This is a genomic window from Janthinobacterium sp. JF4 (assembly GCF_059617925.1).
The window spans coordinates 94755-109377 of record NZ_JCAQAV010000007.1; the positions used below are offsets into that span (position 1 = coordinate 94755).

Consider the following 14623-nt stretch of genomic DNA (forward strand, 5'->3'; position numbering starts at 1 on the left):
CTAGCCGCCCGCCTTTTTCGGCTGATGGCCCAGCCTGGTCAGCGCAGCAAGGATGGTGTCGACATGGTCGCCCTGCACTTCGATCACGCCATCCTTGACGGTGCCGCCCGAGCCGCACTGCGTGCGCAACTGCTTGCCCAGCAGGGCCAGCGCGATGGCGTCCAGCGGCAAACCCTTGACCACCGTAACGCTCTTGCCGCCACGGCCCTTGGTCTGGCGCGACACGCGCACCACGCCGTCGCCCGCGGGCGCCGCCTTCGCTTGCGTCTTGCACGCGCATTGCGCCAGCGGCTGGCGGCAGGCAGGACACATGCGGCCCGTTTCGGTGGAGTAGACGAGACCGCCCAGGGAACTGCTTTTCATGATGAAGAGATAAAGAGGAAGAAAGCGCGATTGTACCAAGCGGCAGCCCGCAATTGACGCGCGTCAGTTGGCCGGCGCAGGCGCAGGCGCGACAGGCGGCGTCGGCACTTCCGTCACCGTTTCAGGGATGCCCGACAAGATCGTCACGGCGACGCGGCGGTTGCGCGCGCGCCCTTCCGCAGTTTCATTGGGCGCCACGGGGATATTGTCGGCGTGGCCCACGGCCGTCAGGCGCGACGCTTGCACGCCGCTGGCGATGAACAGGCGCACCACGGCGCTGGCGCGCGCGGCGGACAATTCCCAGTTCGAGGCAAAGGTCGAGTTGCTGATCGGCTGCACGTCCGTATGCCCTTCCACCTGCACGTCGTGCGTATCGTCCTTGAGCAGCACGGCGACGGCGCGCAGGGCCTGGTCCGACTCCATCGTCAGGCGCGCCGCGCCCGGGTCGAACAGCACGCTGGCATTGATTTCCACGCTCACGCCGCGGCTCGTCTGCGTGACCCGCACTTTGCCTTCCTTCACCAGCGGCGCCAGGGTGGAGGTCAGATCCTGCGCCAGGCGCGTCATGTGTTCGCGCTCGCGGCGGATGGCTTCCGCGCGGCGTTTCAGGGCGGGGTTTGGCAACGGGATCGCCTGCGGCGCTTCCATGATGATGGGCGGCGCGCCCTTTTCCAGGCTGAAGGCCTGGCCGATGGCATTCTGGAAGACGCGGTACTTACCCTCGTTGACTTGCGAAATCGCATACATCACGACGAAGAAGGCGAACAGCAGGGTGATGAAGTCGGCATACGAGATCAGCCAGCGGTCCTGGTTGTCTGGTTCCTCGTCATACTTCCTGCGCGCGCGCCGCATCATGGTCAATGCTCGTGCAGCAGGCTGGCCACGCGCTCTTCGATGATGCGCGTGTGGTCGCCCGTGGCGATGTCGTACAGCACGGCGGCCGTGATTTCGTATTGCAGCACGCGGCGCGAGACGATGGCCTTGAGTTTATTGGCCACCGGCAGGAACAGCAGATTGGCCAGGCCCACGCCATAGATGGTCGAGACAAACGCCACGGCGATGCCGCTGCCTAATTTACTCGGATCGGTGAGGTTTTCCATCACGTGGATCAGGCCCAGCACGGCGCCCAAAATGCCGATGGTGGGCGAATAGCCGGCCGCCGATTCCCACACCTTGACGGCCTGGCGCTCGGCCAGCTCGTAGGCGGAGATTTCCACGTCGAGCAGCTGGCGCAGTTTGTCGGGCGCGATGCCGTCGACGATCATCCTCAGCCCCTTGGCGTTGAAGCGGTCGGCCGTGTTTTCCATCAGGCGCTCGAGCGCCAGCGTGCCGTCGCGGCGCGCCGTCAAGCTCCATTGCCCGATGTCGCGCGCCAGCGCGGCGCGCGTATCAAGCGGCGGCAGGAAGACCCAGCGCAGCATTTCCAGGCCGCGCACGAAGGTGCGCAGCCGCGTTTGCAGCAGCACGGCGCCGAAGGTGCCGATGACCACGATGGCAAAGGCGGCCGGCTGCAGCAGGGAGGCCATCTTGCCGCCTTCCAGTGCCTGGCCGACCAAGAGGCCCGCCAGCGCCAGCGCCAGCCCGATTACGCTGGACCAGTCCACGCCAGCTCCCTCAAGGTTGCGCGCAGGCGCGCGACGGCCTGGGTATGCAGCTGCGAGACGCGCGATTCGGACACGCCCATCACCGCGCCGATCTCCTTCAGGTTCAGCTCTTCTTCGTAATACAGGCCCATGAGTATTTTCTCGCGTGGCGGCAGCGCGTCGATGGCATCGATCACGGATTGCCGGAAATCGGTATCGAGCAGGGAACGCAAGGGGTCGCTGTCCTCGTCCACGCAGTGGCGGTCGAGGAAGCTGTCATTGCCGTCCGGGTCATGAAAGTCTTCGTAGTACAGCAGTTGGTGGCCGCCGCCATCGCCCAGCATTTCCTGGTAGTCGGACAGCGACATCTTCAGCAGTTTCGCCACTTCCGATTCCGTCGGCGGGTGGCCCAGGCGCTGCTGCAAGGTGCTCATCGCCTCTTCGATCTTGCGCATGTTCTGGCGCATGCTGCGCGGCAGCCAGTCGCTGGTGCGCAATTCATCGAGCATGGCGCCGCGGATGCGCAGCACGGCATATGTCTCGAATTGCGCACCATGCGTTTCTTCATAGCGGCTGATGGCATCGAGCAGGCCGATCATGCCGGCCTGGATCAGGTCATCGACCTCGACCGAAGGCGGCAATTTCGCCTTCATATGGTGCGCCAGACGCTTCACCAGCGGAATGTGCTCCGTCAGCAAATAGTCCTTGTTCGATTTCCCTTTGACCGTGTACATAGGCTGCTTATTGTTTTCTCATCTTATCTGGTGCTACGGTTCGATTCAGGCGCTGAACTGGTGCGGGCTCCCCGTCTGGTACAAGGTGCCGCCGAGCACCGGCGCCGCCGAACGGGCCAGCCGCTCGGCCAGTCCGCGAAACGCCACCGAAGCTCCCGCCAGCGGAAACGCATCGACCACGCTGCGGCCCAGCCGCGCCGCGCGGTGCAGATACTCGTCGGCAGGCACCGAACCCATCGAGGTCAGCTTCACGGCCAGGTAGCGGCTCGCCGCCTGCGCCATATTATCGTATACCACTTTTGCTTCGGATTCGGAAGCGCCGGTGACGAGGATGCCGAACGGACGGCGTCCCAGTTGCTGGCTCAGGCGCTTGATCAGGCAATACGCCGCCTTGATCGACGTGGCGCTGGTCGAGACCTGCACGACGATGTCGGAAGAAGCCATCAGCGGCACGGGGAAGCAATCGCCCTCGTCCGCCATGACGCCGTCGACCAGCACGATGCCGCTCTGGCGTGCCAGCACGTCGAAAGTCTTGCCCAGGCGGCGCAGTTCGTCCTCGCCCGCATAGTCCATGCTATCCATCAAATGGTTGCGCGCGCCCAGGCTGGCCACGCCGAAGCCTTGCGGCACCTGGTGGATGACCTGGTTCAGGCCGCACTGCTGGCGCGCCACGTCGCGCAGGCTGGCGCCGTGCGCGAGGCCCAGGCGCGCCGCCACGCCATCGCTGCCGCCGCTGGCGTCGAGCAGCAGCACGTCATTGCCGCCGTAGACGAGCGAGGCGCCCAGGTTGACCAGCATGGCGCCCTTGTCGTCCTGCGGCGTGGCCGATAAAAATGTCATCACGCGCGGCTGCGGGCCGGCCAGCATGCGGCGCAGGCCTTCGGCCTGGTCGAAATCGAAATTAGCCAAGGCGCACCCCGCGCGCTTCATTGTTGCGGGCGGCAGCCTGCGCCATCAAGAGCGGCAGTTCGGCATCGGAAAACTGCGTCGCCGCCGAGTCGCGCTTGAGCTTGAAGGCGCGGTCGATCAGGTAGCCGCGGTCTGCCAGGTACAGGTCTTCCGGCACGCGCTGGCCGTTCGACACATAAAACAGGTTCAGTTTCTGGCGGATCACCACGTCGAGCACATTGCCGATCGAGGCCGCTTCATCGAGCTTGGTCATGATGCAGCCGGCCAGGCCGCTGCCCTGATAGGCGCGCACCACTTCGTTAAGCGTTTCCTGCGTCGCCGTGGAGTTCAGGCACAGCAGGCGTTTCACGTCGGCGCCGGCGCCCGACAGCATGGCCACCTGTTCCGTCACCATCTGGTCGCGCTGGCTCACGCCCACCGTATCGATCAGCACCGTGTGCTTGTTCTTGAGCTCCTTCAGGGCGATGCGCAAGTCCGCTTCGTCCTTCACCGAATGCACCATCACGCCGAGGATCTTGCCGTAGATGCGCAGCTGTTCATGCGCGCCGATACGGTAGGCATCCGTGGTGATCAGGGCCAGCTTTTCCGGGCCATGGCGCATCACGCAGCGGGCCGCCAGCTTGGCCGTGCTGGTGGTCTTGCCGACACCCGTCGGGCCGACCAGGGCAAACACGCCGCCCTGCTCCAGCATGGCGTCTTCATTGGCCACCGTGTTCAGGTTGCGGCTCAGGACGGTCTTGATCCAGCGCATGCTTTGCGCGCCATCGAGGCCGGCCGGCAGCTTGTCGATCAGGTAGCGCGCCAGGCTGGCCGAGAAGCCGGCGGCCAGCATTTCGCGCAGCACGACGGCTTTTTGCGGCTCGCGCTGCTGCGTCGAACCCCACGAGATTTCCGCCAGCTGGGTTTCCATCATGCCGCGCATGGCGCGGATTTCATTCATCATGCCGCTCATCTCGGCGGCGGCATTCTCTTTGACGTGCGCCAGCGCGCTGGCCATCATCTGCTGCATGCGGGCCATGTCCACTGGCTCGGAGGCAGCCTGGCGCGGTGCGGCAGGACGCGGCGCAGCCGGGCGCTGGGCCGGGGCGGCCTGACGCTGCGGCGTGGCGAACTGGGTCTGCAACTGGGGACGGGGCTGGGCCATTTCGGAGGCGGCCGGCGGCGACGCCAGCGAAGCGGCATCGTCATTGGCCAGCGCGAGGATTTCCACCACGCCATCGGCCTGGCGGTTCGACAGGATCACGGCGTCGGGGCCCAGCGCTTCGCGCACCTTGCGCAGCACATCGCGCGACGAGGCGCCCGTAAATTTCTTCACATTCATGACCGGCCTCCCAAGGCGGGGGTGGCGCAATATTGGCTGAACTGTGTGACCATCGTCGACTCCTGTTGCTTGGGTGCTGTCTTCCACATGGACACAGATCACCCGGACAGTTTCCATTATTAGCGATGCTTGCAGGAAATGATCGAAGGAACAGGACGGGAAAGTACCCGTTATTCAGTTTGCCAGCAGGAAATTGATGAAAAAATAAGCAAAAACGAAGGCTGGGGTCAGACCCCCTCGCACGTTGGCGATGACCTTCGTGTTGGTGGTGTTGAGGGTCTGACCCCGGCATTAACCATGTCAACTATTGCGCGCCCACCAGGCTGGTAACGCGGATGGTCTTGGTTTCCGGCACTTCCGCATGCGACAGCACTTTGAGCTGCGGCAAGGCGCGGCGCAGGAAGCGCGACAGCAAGGCGCGCAGCGGCGCCGGCACCAGCAGCACCGGCGTCAGGCCCAGCGCTTCCTGTTGCTGCGCGGCCAGGCCTGCCTGGTGCGCGATGGTATCGGCCAGGCCCGGCTCGATGCCGGCGCCATCGCCGCCGTTGCCCATCGCTTGCATCAGCAAACGCTCCAGGCGGCTGTCGAGGGTCATCACGGACAGTTCGGCCGCGCCAGGGAACAGTTGCTGCACGATGGCGCGGCCCAGGGCCACGCGCACCAGCGCCGTCAGGTCGTTCGGGTCTTGCGTGCTGACCGTATGCTCGGCCAGGGTTTCGATGATGCTGCGCATGTCACGGATGTGCACGCCCTCGGCCAGCAAGTTCTGCAGCACTTTTTGCAGGGTCGACAGCGACAGCATCTTCGGCACCAGGTCTTCCACCAGACGCGGCGCATCCTTGCCCAGGTGGTCGAGCAGCGACTGCACTTCCGCGCGGCCCAGCAGCTCGGACGCATGCGAGGTGATCAGGTGGTTCAAGTGCGTGGCGACCACGGTACCGGCATCGACGACCGTGTAGCCCATCGATTGCGCCTGGTCGCGCAAACTGGCGTCGATCCAGGTGGCGGGCAAGCCGAAGGCGGGGTCGTTGGTGGCCAGGCCCGGCAAGGTGCCGCTGGCCATGCCGGGATTGATGGCCAGGAACTGGCCATTGAACGCTTCGCCCACGCCCACTTCCACGCCCTTGAGGGTGATGCGGTAGGCGGACGGCTTGAGTTCCAGGTTGTCGCGGATATGCACGGGCGGCGCCAGGAAGCCCACTTCCTGGGCAAATTTCTTGCGGATGCCCTTGATGCGCTTGAGCAATTCGCCACCTTGCGTCTTGTCGACCAGGGGGATCAAACGGTAGCCCACTTCCAGGCCCAGGGTATCGACGGGCATGATGTCTTGCCAGCTGGCTTCTTCCTGCTCGGGCGCCACGGTCGCTTGCGGCACTTCGGCCGGCTTTTCGGCCGCTTCTTTTTCCTGCGTGCGCTTCTTGGTGATCAGATAGGCGGAGCCGGCCAGCAGCGAGGCCAGCAAGAGGAAGACCATGTTCGGCATGCCGGGAATCAGCCCCATGCCGCCGATGATGCCGGCGGTAATATACAGTACTTGCGGTTTCGCAAACAGCTGCCCCACCAGCTGGGTGCCGATATCCTGGTCGCTGGCCACGCGCGAGACGACGATACCGGCGGCCGTGGAAATGATCAGCGATGGAATCTGCGCCACCAGGCCGTCACCGATGGCCAGCAGGGTGTAGTTCTTGAGCGCATCGGCAAAGCCCATGTCGTGCTGCAGCAAGCCCACCAGCAAACCGCCGACGATGTTGATGACAGTGACCATGATGCCGGCGATGGCGTCACCGCGCACGTATTTGCTGGCACCGTCCATGGCGCCGTAGAATTCCGCCTCCTGCGCCACTTCCGTGCGGCGGCGGCGCGCCTCGTCTTCGCCGATCAGGCCGGCGTTCAGGTCGGCATCGATGGCCATCTGTTTGCCAGGCATGGCGTCCAGCGCGAAGCGGGCGCCCACCTCGGCGATACGGCCCGCACCCTTGGTCACCACGGTAAAGTTAATGATCGTCAAAATGATGAAGACCACGATACCGACCGTGTAGTTGCCGCCGATCAGGAAGTGACCGAACGCTTCAATCACTTTACCGGCCGCGTCGGCACCCGTATGGCCCTCCGTCAGCACCACGCGCGTGGACGCCACGTTCAGCGACAGGCGCAGCATGGTCGACACGAGCAGGATGGTCGGGAATGCCATGAAGTCGAGCGGCTTGACCGTGTACAGCGCCGTCAGCAGCACGATGATGGACAGCGCGATATTGAAACTGAAGAAAATATCGAGGATGAAGGCGGGCAGCGGCAGCACCATCATCGCCAGCAGCATGATGATGATGATAGGCGCGGCGATGCCCTTGCTGGCGTTGCCACCCATTCCACTGAGCCAGGCTGGCATTCTCAGGCCGTTCATGATGTGCTTCCTCTATTCTTGTCTGCCGCGCCGGCTGCGGGCGGGGTCTGCGATGCGGGATTCTGCGGGTCAAGCTCGGGCGGCACGTCGAGTTTCTTCGGCTTGTCGGGTCGCTCGCCCTGGCCCTTGCCGTAGCTGCGCAGCTGGAACACATACGCCAGCACTTCGGCCACGGCGCCATACAGCGCCTCGGGAATCTCGTCGCCGATATCCGTATGCTTGTACAGCGCGCGCGCCAGGGCTGGCGCTTCCAGGATGGCAACCTTGTGTTCGCCGGCCAGTTCGCGGATCTTCGCCGCCACCTCGTCGATGCCCTTCGCCACCACCTGCGGCGCGCCGCGCGAATTCTCGCCATATTTCAAGGCCACCGCGTAATGGGTAGGATTGGTCACCACCACGTCGGCCGTCGGCACGTCGGCCATCATGCGGCGGCGCGACATTTCATGCTGCATCTGGCGTATCTTCGCCTTGATCTGCGGATTGCCGTCCGATTCCTTCGACTCTTGCTTGACTTCCTGCAAGGACATTTTCATCTTGTTGGCGTAGTGCCACATCTGGTACGGACCGTCGATGGCGGCGATCAGGCCCAGCGCGCCGACGATCAGCAGGAAGGCCGAGATCAAGAGACTGATCAGATGGGCCGAGCCGGCGCGCAAGGATTCGACCGACAGGCCCAGCACGGCGTCCTTTTGATGCTGCATCACCATCCAGGCGACGACGCCGACGACGAGGGTCTTGGCGATCGCCTTGAGCAGCTCCACCAGCGCATTCTTCGAAAACATATTGCCCAGGCCGCGAATCGGGTTGAGCTTGCCAAAATTGGGGGTAAATGCCTTGGAGCTGAACAGCCAGCCGCCCACCAGCACGGGCGACGCCAGGGCGACGAGCATGATGGCCAGCGCGTACGGCAGGCAAGTGAGCAAGACCGAGCCCACGTCGTAGCCGATGCGCAGCATCATCGCGTCGGGATTGAGTATCTGCTCGCGGTCCAGAGTCAGCCCGGAGACCATGACGGCCGTCAGCCGCCGCACGATGGTGTCGCCGGCAAACCACAGGCAGCAGCCGGACGCCATCAGCACCGTGAACGTCGCCACTTCACGCGATCGCGGAACGTCGCCTTCCTCACGCGCCTGCTCGAGGCGCTTCGGTGACGCGGCTTCGGTCTTTTCTGCGTCGCTGTCTTCCGACATCAATCAACTCCGGTGAAGTCCTGCAGCCTGGCTAGGCGCAATACGGACTGGGCATGACTCATTATCGGTTCAAGTGTGCGGACGCCATCGGCGGAACAGGGGCACAATTCCCCTGTATTTCCCTTTGCCTATAAGAAACTTAACGCGATTTGCGCGCCTCGGCCTGTTTCACCGTTTGTTCTATCGCGCCAAACAGGGACTTGCCATCATCGCCCAGCATCTCCAGGCGGACGACATCGCCGAACAGCAAATAGGGCGTGCCGACGACGCCATCGGCGATCATCTCCTGGTTACGTCGCTCAACGATACTGGAAAATCCCTTCTTGACTTCCTTGTTGGCGATCCCGCCCGCACTGACCACGCTGCCGGCGCGCGCATTGCGCGTCTGGCACAGATGGGCGAGCAATTGCGGGTAATTGAAGGCCATGTCGGCGCCCGCGTGGGGCTGACCCGTCAACTTGCCGTTCAGGCTGCAGCGCAGGGCGTAATGCACCTTGCCGCCGCGCCAGGCGTCGCCCAGCTCGTCGGGCGTGATGGCCACCGGCGAGCAGGCCATGGCCGGTTTCGCTTGCAGGAAGCCGTAGCCACTGGCTTGCTCATCGGGCGCCAGGTTGCGCAGGGTGATGTCGTTGACCAGCATCAACAGCTTGATGTTCAGGTGGGCCTGATCGGGCGTCGAGCCCATGGCCACGTCATCCGTGATGGCGGCGATGCCCGCTTCGTAGTCGATGCCCCACTGCTCGTGCGCCAGGGTGATGTCGTCGTGGGCACCGAGGAAATCGTCGCTGGCGCCCTGGTACAGGCGCGGCGCCTCGCGCAGATTGGCGGGCACCTCCACGCCTGCGGCCTTGCAGGCCCGCTCGATCTGCTGCAGATAGGACGCGCCCGCCACGCGCAAGCTGCTGCGCGGCAAGGGCGCCATGCAATTGGCGGGATCAAACTCGAAGGCGCGATGGCCGCGGCCGCTATTGATGGTCTGGTACAGCAAATCGAGCTGGGGCGCGATGAAACTCCAGTCGTCGAGCGCCTTTTGCAGGGTCGGGGCGATGCCATCGGCCAGATGGGCCGTTTTCAGGTCGCGCGAGACGACAGCCAGCTGGCCGTCGCGCGTGCCGTCTTTCAAAGTTGCTAATTTCATGTGGAGGAAACTTCGTCAAATGCAGGCAGTGGGGACGAGAGACGCCAAAAAGCCGGGACATTCCCGGCTTTGGCGGTCAGGCAGGATTTAGGCCAGCAGCGCGATCTGCTCTGGCGTCAGATAGCACCACTCGCCTTCCGCGATGCCCAGCGATTCCAGCGTCAGGCTGCCGATGGCGGAACGGTGCAGCGCGCTGCAATGGTTGCCGGCGGCGGCCAGCATGCGCTTGACCTGGTGGTATTTGCCTTGTTCGAGCACGATTTCGAGCTGGAATTCTCCGCGCTGGACGCAAACGAGGGCCGCCAGCGGGGCAGGCTCGTCGTGCAATTGCACGCCAGCCAATAGCTGCGCCACCAGTTCATCGGTCACGGGCGCTTGCGTGGTAGCCTGGTAAATCTTGGGAACGTGACGCTTCGGCGACGATTGTGCATGGATAAAGGGGCCATCGTCGGACATCAGCAGCATACCGGTCGTATCATGGTCGAGCCGGCCGACGGGCTGGACTTCGCGCCAGGTGAACTGTTCCGGCAGCAGGGTCAGCACGCCAGGGTGATGGCTGGGCTTGCGCGAGCATTCGAAGTTGGCGGGTTTGTTCAGCGCCAGGTACAGATGTGCGCGATACACCCACTCTTCTTCGAACACGTGCAGCACCAGGCCTTCGGTCTCGACGGTGGTGCGGTAATTGGTCTGGGTGACGCCATCGATGACGACATCGCCATCCTCGATGAGGGAACGGCAATATTTACGGGTGCCAAAACCCTGCGATTGCAGGATGCGGTCTAGGGATAATTTACTCATGGGCGTGACTTTACCAGAAGCGGCTGGCAGCGTGAAGCGGCGGCGCCAGCGGCATCAAACTATGGCGCATGCAGAAATACCAAAAAGAACAAGGTGAGATTTGGCGAGAAATGATTGATTCCTTTGAGAAATATCAAGCGCCCGAAATATCGCCTTGATAGACTGAAACTTCGTTAGGAATCCGCCTAATGTACTTTAGGAATTGTGGCAGACGCCACCCCTCATAAGGACATCGTATGAAGCATACCGATACCATCGCCTTACAAGGCAGCATCGCCGACATGCGCCAGCGCATCGCCGCAGAACAGGCGGCCATGCACAAGGTCAGACTCGGCGTGGCGCGCTGGAGCAACGCCGCCGCGCCGCGGGAGGCGGATGCGCCGCCAGCGCCAGCCCGCCAGACGCACTGGCATGCCGAGGCGCAATGCCATTTCATGTGCTGGCTGGAACAGGGCGGTTTCATGCACGCGGATGCGGATGCGGCAGCCGATAACGTGAGCGCAACCGCCATGACGGACACGCCGCCCGATACCGGCAGCACAGCAACGGCGCCAGCCCGGCAAGCAGCCACCCCGCCGCAGCCTGCCCACTGTAACGGCTGCGCCGCCTGAACGCGCCGCCATCGAACCAGCCATGCCCTGCCCTCGCATGCCTGCCTTGCCAGCTCGCCCAGACAACGCAACAATATCGACTCGCACCAGCCCATCGAGCACGCACAAAAGGGAACGGCGGCATTGCGCCGCCGTTCCCAAGCCCCATCGGGACTTTAGTGAGGAATGTAAATTCACTCAAAACCACATCTGCGATGCGGCGAGTAGTTCCAAGACCTGCCAATCAAGTTAGTACTGACAACATAGTTGATATATCGCCCCTCCTTGAAAAGAACTACGCTTTCACTATAGCCCAAGCAGCCCTGTTTTCAAGTCAATTTACCACCTTATTGAAAATCATTCTCGACTGGCTTGCCTGCCAGCCAAGAGTGATGTCCTCAGCGCAACGCCGGTTGTGACTGCTGCACGGCCGCCTTCATGGCGCCGGCACCCATGGCGGCGCCAAACTTCTTCAGCACCCGTTCCGGCAAGCCTTCATGCTGCGTGTAGTCGACGATGTCTTCCGCTTTGACGACGTCGCGCGCCACGCTGTCGACCGTGCCGAAATCGTCGGCCAGGCCCATTTCCACGGCTTTCGCGCCCGTCCAGTACAGGCCGGAGAAGGTATCCGGTGTTTCCTTCAGGCGCTTGCCCCGTCCCGTGCGCACGACGTCGATGAACTGCTGGTGGATTTCATTGAGCATGCCTTGCGCATACGCCTTGTGCTTTTCCGTCAGGGGACTGAACGGGTCCATGAAGCCCTTGTTCTCGCCCGCCGTCAGCAGCCGGCGCTCGACGCCGACCTTTTCCATCACGCCCGTAAAACCGAAGCCATCCATCAGCACGCCGATGGAACCGACCACGCTGGCCTTGTTGACGTAGATGCGGTCGGCGGCGGCGGCGATGTAATAGCCGCCCGAGGCGCACATTTCATCGACCACCACATATAAAGGCTTGTCGGGATAGCCCTTGCGCAGGCGCTGCATCTCGTCGACGATCATGCCGGCCTGCACGGGACTGCCGCCCGGACTATTAATATGCAGCACCACGGCCACGGAACCGGCATCGGAAAATGCCTTGTCCAGCGCGGGGATGACGACGGCGGCCGAGCCGCTGCCTTCGGACTCGATGGCACCGCTGATGTCGATCAGGGCCGTGTGACGGCCCAGGGTCTCGCTGTCGTCGGCCGTGTTGTACTCATAAAACACCCACAGGGCGAACAGCACGATCAGCAGGCCGAAGAGCTTGAAAAAGATGCTCCAGCGGCGGTGCGCGCGTTGCTCTTGCAAAGTGGCAAATACCAGCTTTTCCAGCACGTCGCGCTCCCAGTGTCCCGCAGGGGCGCCGTGGCCGGCGGCTGGCGCGCTGCTGTCCAGCTTGTCATTCGTGTTATCGCTCATGGTTCACTTTGCTTAAATTACATAAGGCCTGCCCCGGCTTCAGGCCGGCAGCGGCTGGACATACTCGTCGGGTTGCCAGTACAGCTGGCCATCGCGTTCGGCCACGGCAATCGGACGCAAGCGCCCGCCCTTGCAGGGACCGCCCGCGCACAAGCCGCTTTCCGGCACATAGATGGCGCCATGCGTCGAACACATCAGGTACAAGCCGCTGGACTCGAAGAACTCGCCCTCTGCCCAGTCCAGTTCGATCGGCACGTGGGCGCAGCGGTTCAGGTAGCCATACGCCTTGCCGCCATGGCGCACGACAAAGCCGGTGGTCGCTTCGCCACCGGCCGAGACGGGAAAGCGCACGCCCTTGCCGCCATCGGCGACAGCGTCGGCGGCGCAAATGAATACATCGACAACCTCGTTCATCATGCGTGCTCGCTCAGCCATTGGTGCAGCTCGGCCACCGTGGCAGCCGAATACAGGGGATTGCAAGCTTGCAACTGCTCCACCGGATGCGCTCCATACTCTACGGCAATACTGGCCGCGCCTGCATTGCTTGCCATCAACAAATCATGACTGGTGTCGCCGATCATCACGGTGCGGCGCATATCCTGCCCCAGTTCCCGCGTCAGCTCCTGCAGCATGGCCGGATGGGGCTTGGAAAAGGTTTCATCGGCGCAGCGCGTCGCATCGAACAGCGACAGCAGCTTGACGGCATTCAGCGAACGGTTCAGGCCGACGCGGCTCTTGCCCGTGGCCACCGCCAGGAAATACGCTTGCTGCGAGAGTTCCTGCAGCATTTCGTAGACGCCTGGAAACAGCGCCAGTTCGTGGTCGCGCGACAGATAGTGATAGCGGTAGCGTTCCGCCATGCGCGCATGGTATTTCGGCTCCACGTCGGGCATCACCAGCTGCATGGCTTCCTGCAAGCCCAGGCCGATCACGTGCGAAGCGAGCAACTCGGTGGGAATTGGCAAGCCCAGGTCTTTGGCCGATGCCTGGATGCACTTGACGATGGTCGAGGTACTGTCTATCAGCGTACCGTCCCAATCGAAGACGATCAGATCAAATTGCTTTCTTGCCATGTTTCCCGACGGCATAGCCGCCGGCTCCTTGAGAATGAATAATGGCCTCACTATCTTGTGGATAGTCCCGGCCACACTTATCGTGCAGCAACGGCCAATGGTTTGCCCAAGCTTACCAAGAAACGCTCGCATTCGGCAGCCAGCGGCGCGTTCAGTGTCATCGTCTTGCCCGTTTCAGGGTGTGTAAACGTGATCTGGTGCGCGTGCAGGAACATGCGTTTCAGGGCCCCGCGCGTGCTGTCGGCTTTCAACAGGGCACGGTTGAGGGCAAAGTCGCCATATTTATCGTCGCCGGCGATGGGGAAACCGGACGAGGACAGGTGCACGCGGATCTGGTGCGTGCGTCCCGTCTTCAATTCCGCTTCCAGCAAGGCGAAGTTGTGATATTTATGCAACAGTGAAAACACCGTGTGCGACGCCAGGCCATCGGCTTGCACGGCCACCCGGCGCTCGCCTTCGGCCGTCGTATATTTATGCAACGGCAACTTGATATGCTGGCGCGCATTCTTCCAGTCGCCGGCCACCAGCACCAGATAGCGCTTGTCCGTGACGCCGTCGCGCATCTGCTCGTGCAAATTCGTCAATGCCGTGCGTTTCTTTGCCAGCAACAGCAAGCCGGACGTGTCGCGGTCCAGGCGGTGCACCAGTTCGAGGAACTTGGCGTCGGGGCGCGAGGCGCGCAATTGCTCGATCACGCCGAACGAGACGCCCGAGCCGCCATGCACGGCCACGCCGGCCGGCTTGTCGATGACGAGCAGCTGCGCATCTTCGAAGATAATCTTGAACTCGGCGGCCGGCGCGCCCGTGGCGGCCTTTTCGGCCACGCGCACGGGTGGAATGCGCACCACGTCGCCAGCGGCGAGACGGTACAGCTGATCGATACGGCCTTTATTCACCCGCACTTCTCCCGATCGCAAGATCCGGTAGATGTGGCTTTTAGGCACTCCCTTGCACACTCTTAATAAGTAGTTGTCGATGCGCTGGCCTGCTTCTTCCTCGGCGATCGTTACGAATTGGGCTTGCGGCTGAACCGGGGGTGTTGAAGGGGGAACAACATCATTTTGACTCTTCATTTACTATGTCTTCCCAGAAATCTCTCTAAGTCCTTCATTTTGAATATATA

15 protein-coding genes are annotated in these 14623 nt (G+C 62.8%); 1 reads left to right on the plus strand and 14 read right to left on the minus strand.

What is annotated here, in order from left to right:
• The 10 genes from AC54AF_RS09355 to AC54AF_RS09400 all read right to left on the minus strand — a co-directional run bounded on the left by AC54AF_RS09355 (position 1) and on the right by AC54AF_RS09400 (position 10437).
• The gene (locus AC54AF_RS09355) at positions 1–363 is read right to left on the minus strand and encodes a translation initiation factor Sui1 (protein WP_496636320.1); all 363 of its coding nucleotides are present in this window, start codon (positions 361–363) and stop codon (positions 1–3) included.
• A gap of 63 nt (positions 364–426) precedes the next feature.
• Positions 427–1215 carry a flagellar motor protein MotD gene (gene motD, locus AC54AF_RS09360; protein WP_496636361.1) on the minus strand — a complete coding sequence of 263 codons (789 nt, stop codon included), beginning with the start codon at positions 1213–1215 and terminating at the stop codon, positions 427–429.
• Between the two features lie 5 nt (positions 1216–1220).
• Entirely contained in the window at positions 1221–1967 is a 747-nt protein-coding gene (locus AC54AF_RS09365) for a flagellar motor protein (RefSeq protein WP_496636321.1), read from the minus strand.
• Positions 1949–2680, minus strand: a complete 732-nt coding sequence (locus AC54AF_RS09370; protein WP_131687738.1) for an RNA polymerase sigma factor FliA — start codon at positions 2678–2680, stop codon at positions 1949–1951. Before AC54AF_RS09370 ends, AC54AF_RS09365 begins: the two co-directional genes overlap by 19 nt.
• A 45-nt stretch (positions 2681–2725) precedes the next feature.
• Positions 2726–3589, minus strand: a complete 864-nt coding sequence (locus AC54AF_RS09375) for a MinD/ParA family ATP-binding protein (RefSeq protein ID WP_496636322.1) — start codon at positions 3587–3589, stop codon at positions 2726–2728.
• Complete coding sequence (gene flhF, locus AC54AF_RS09380; RefSeq protein ID WP_496636323.1) at positions 3582–4910, minus strand: flagellar biosynthesis GTPase FlhF; 1329 nt, start codon at positions 4908–4910, stop codon at positions 3582–3584. The genes AC54AF_RS09375 and flhF overlap by 8 nt, the downstream gene beginning before the upstream one ends.
• 304 nt (positions 4911–5214) lie before the next feature.
• The gene (gene flhA, locus AC54AF_RS09385) at positions 5215–7311 is read right to left on the minus strand and encodes a flagellar biosynthesis protein FlhA (RefSeq protein WP_496636324.1); all 2097 of its coding nucleotides are present in this window, start codon (positions 7309–7311) and stop codon (positions 5215–5217) included.
• Entirely contained in the window at positions 7308–8501 is a 1194-nt protein-coding gene (flhB, locus tag AC54AF_RS09390) for a flagellar biosynthesis protein FlhB (protein WP_496636325.1), read from the minus strand. The genes flhA and flhB overlap by 4 nt, the downstream gene beginning before the upstream one ends.
• Positions 8502–8640: 139 nt before the next feature.
• The gene (locus AC54AF_RS09395) at positions 8641–9639 is read right to left on the minus strand and encodes a fumarylacetoacetate hydrolase family protein (protein WP_496636326.1); all 999 of its coding nucleotides are present in this window, start codon (positions 9637–9639) and stop codon (positions 8641–8643) included.
• 87 nt (positions 9640–9726) lie between these two features.
• A complete protein-coding gene (locus tag AC54AF_RS09400; protein WP_131687732.1) occupies positions 9727–10437 on the minus strand; it encodes a pseudouridine synthase in 711 nt (236 codons plus the stop codon).
• A 236-nt stretch (positions 10438–10673) separates the two neighbouring features.
• On the opposite strand from AC54AF_RS09400, the gene AC54AF_RS09405 reads away from it, so the two are divergent.
• A complete protein-coding gene (locus tag AC54AF_RS09405; RefSeq protein ID WP_496636327.1) occupies positions 10674–11048 on the plus strand; it encodes a hypothetical protein in 375 nt (124 codons plus the stop codon).
• Between the two features lie 377 nt (positions 11049–11425).
• On the opposite strand, the gene AC54AF_RS09410 is transcribed toward AC54AF_RS09405, so the two are convergent.
• From AC54AF_RS09410 to AC54AF_RS09425, 4 genes are all read right to left on the minus strand, one after another.
• Positions 11426–12427, minus strand: coding sequence for a S49 family peptidase (locus tag AC54AF_RS09410; protein ID WP_496636328.1), 1002 nt, complete (start codon positions 12425–12427; stop codon positions 11426–11428).
• A 39-nt stretch (positions 12428–12466) separates the two neighbouring features.
• Positions 12467–12844, minus strand: a complete 378-nt coding sequence (locus tag AC54AF_RS09415; RefSeq protein WP_496636329.1) for a Rieske (2Fe-2S) protein — start codon at positions 12842–12844, stop codon at positions 12467–12469.
• Positions 12841–13500: an HAD-IIIA family hydrolase gene (locus AC54AF_RS09420; RefSeq protein WP_219307574.1), complete on the minus strand. Its 660-nt coding sequence runs from the start codon at positions 13498–13500 to the stop codon at positions 12841–12843. Before AC54AF_RS09420 ends, AC54AF_RS09415 begins: the two co-directional genes overlap by 4 nt.
• A 77-nt stretch (positions 13501–13577) precedes the next feature.
• Complete coding sequence (locus tag AC54AF_RS09425; RefSeq protein WP_436480226.1) at positions 13578–14573, minus strand: RluA family pseudouridine synthase; 996 nt, start codon at positions 14571–14573, stop codon at positions 13578–13580.
• Positions 14574–14623 lie beyond the last annotated feature (50 nt).

Excerpts from the sequence above, each read along its gene's own strand:
- AC54AF_RS09355 (WP_496636320.1), bottom strand. The coding sequence starts at position 363 with ATGAAAAGCAGTTCCCTGGGCGGTCTCGTCTACTCCACCGAAACGGGC.
- motD (WP_496636361.1), bottom strand. The coding sequence starts at position 1,215 with ATGCGGCGCGCGCGCAGGAAGTATGACGAGGAACCAGACAACCAGGAC.
- AC54AF_RS09370 (WP_131687738.1), bottom strand. The coding sequence starts at position 2,680 with ATGTACACGGTCAAAGGGAAATCGAACAAGGACTATTTGCTGACGGAG.
- flhF (WP_496636323.1), bottom strand. The coding sequence starts at position 4,910 with ATGAATGTGAAGAAATTTACGGGCGCCTCGTCGCGCGATGTGCTGCGC.
- flhA (WP_496636324.1), bottom strand. The coding sequence starts at position 7,311 with ATGAACGGCCTGAGAATGCCAGCCTGGCTCAGTGGAATGGGTGGCAAC.
- flhB (WP_496636325.1), bottom strand. The coding sequence starts at position 8,501 with ATGTCGGAAGACAGCGACGCAGAAAAGACCGAAGCCGCGTCACCGAAG.
- AC54AF_RS09395 (WP_496636326.1), bottom strand. The coding sequence starts at position 9,639 with ATGAAATTAGCAACTTTGAAAGACGGCACGCGCGACGGCCAGCTGGCT.
- AC54AF_RS09400 (WP_131687732.1), bottom strand. The coding sequence starts at position 10,437 with ATGAGTAAATTATCCCTAGACCGCATCCTGCAATCGCAGGGTTTTGGC.
- AC54AF_RS09405 (WP_496636327.1), top strand. The coding sequence starts at position 10,674 with ATGAAGCATACCGATACCATCGCCTTACAAGGCAGCATCGCCGACATG.
- AC54AF_RS09410 (WP_496636328.1), bottom strand. The coding sequence starts at position 12,427 with ATGAGCGATAACACGAATGACAAGCTGGACAGCAGCGCGCCAGCCGCC.
- AC54AF_RS09415 (WP_496636329.1), bottom strand. The coding sequence starts at position 12,844 with ATGATGAACGAGGTTGTCGATGTATTCATTTGCGCCGCCGACGCTGTC.
- AC54AF_RS09420 (WP_219307574.1), bottom strand. The coding sequence starts at position 13,500 with ATGGCAAGAAAGCAATTTGATCTGATCGTCTTCGATTGGGACGGTACG.
- AC54AF_RS09425 (WP_436480226.1), bottom strand. The coding sequence starts at position 14,573 with ATGAAGAGTCAAAATGATGTTGTTCCCCCTTCAACACCCCCGGTTCAG.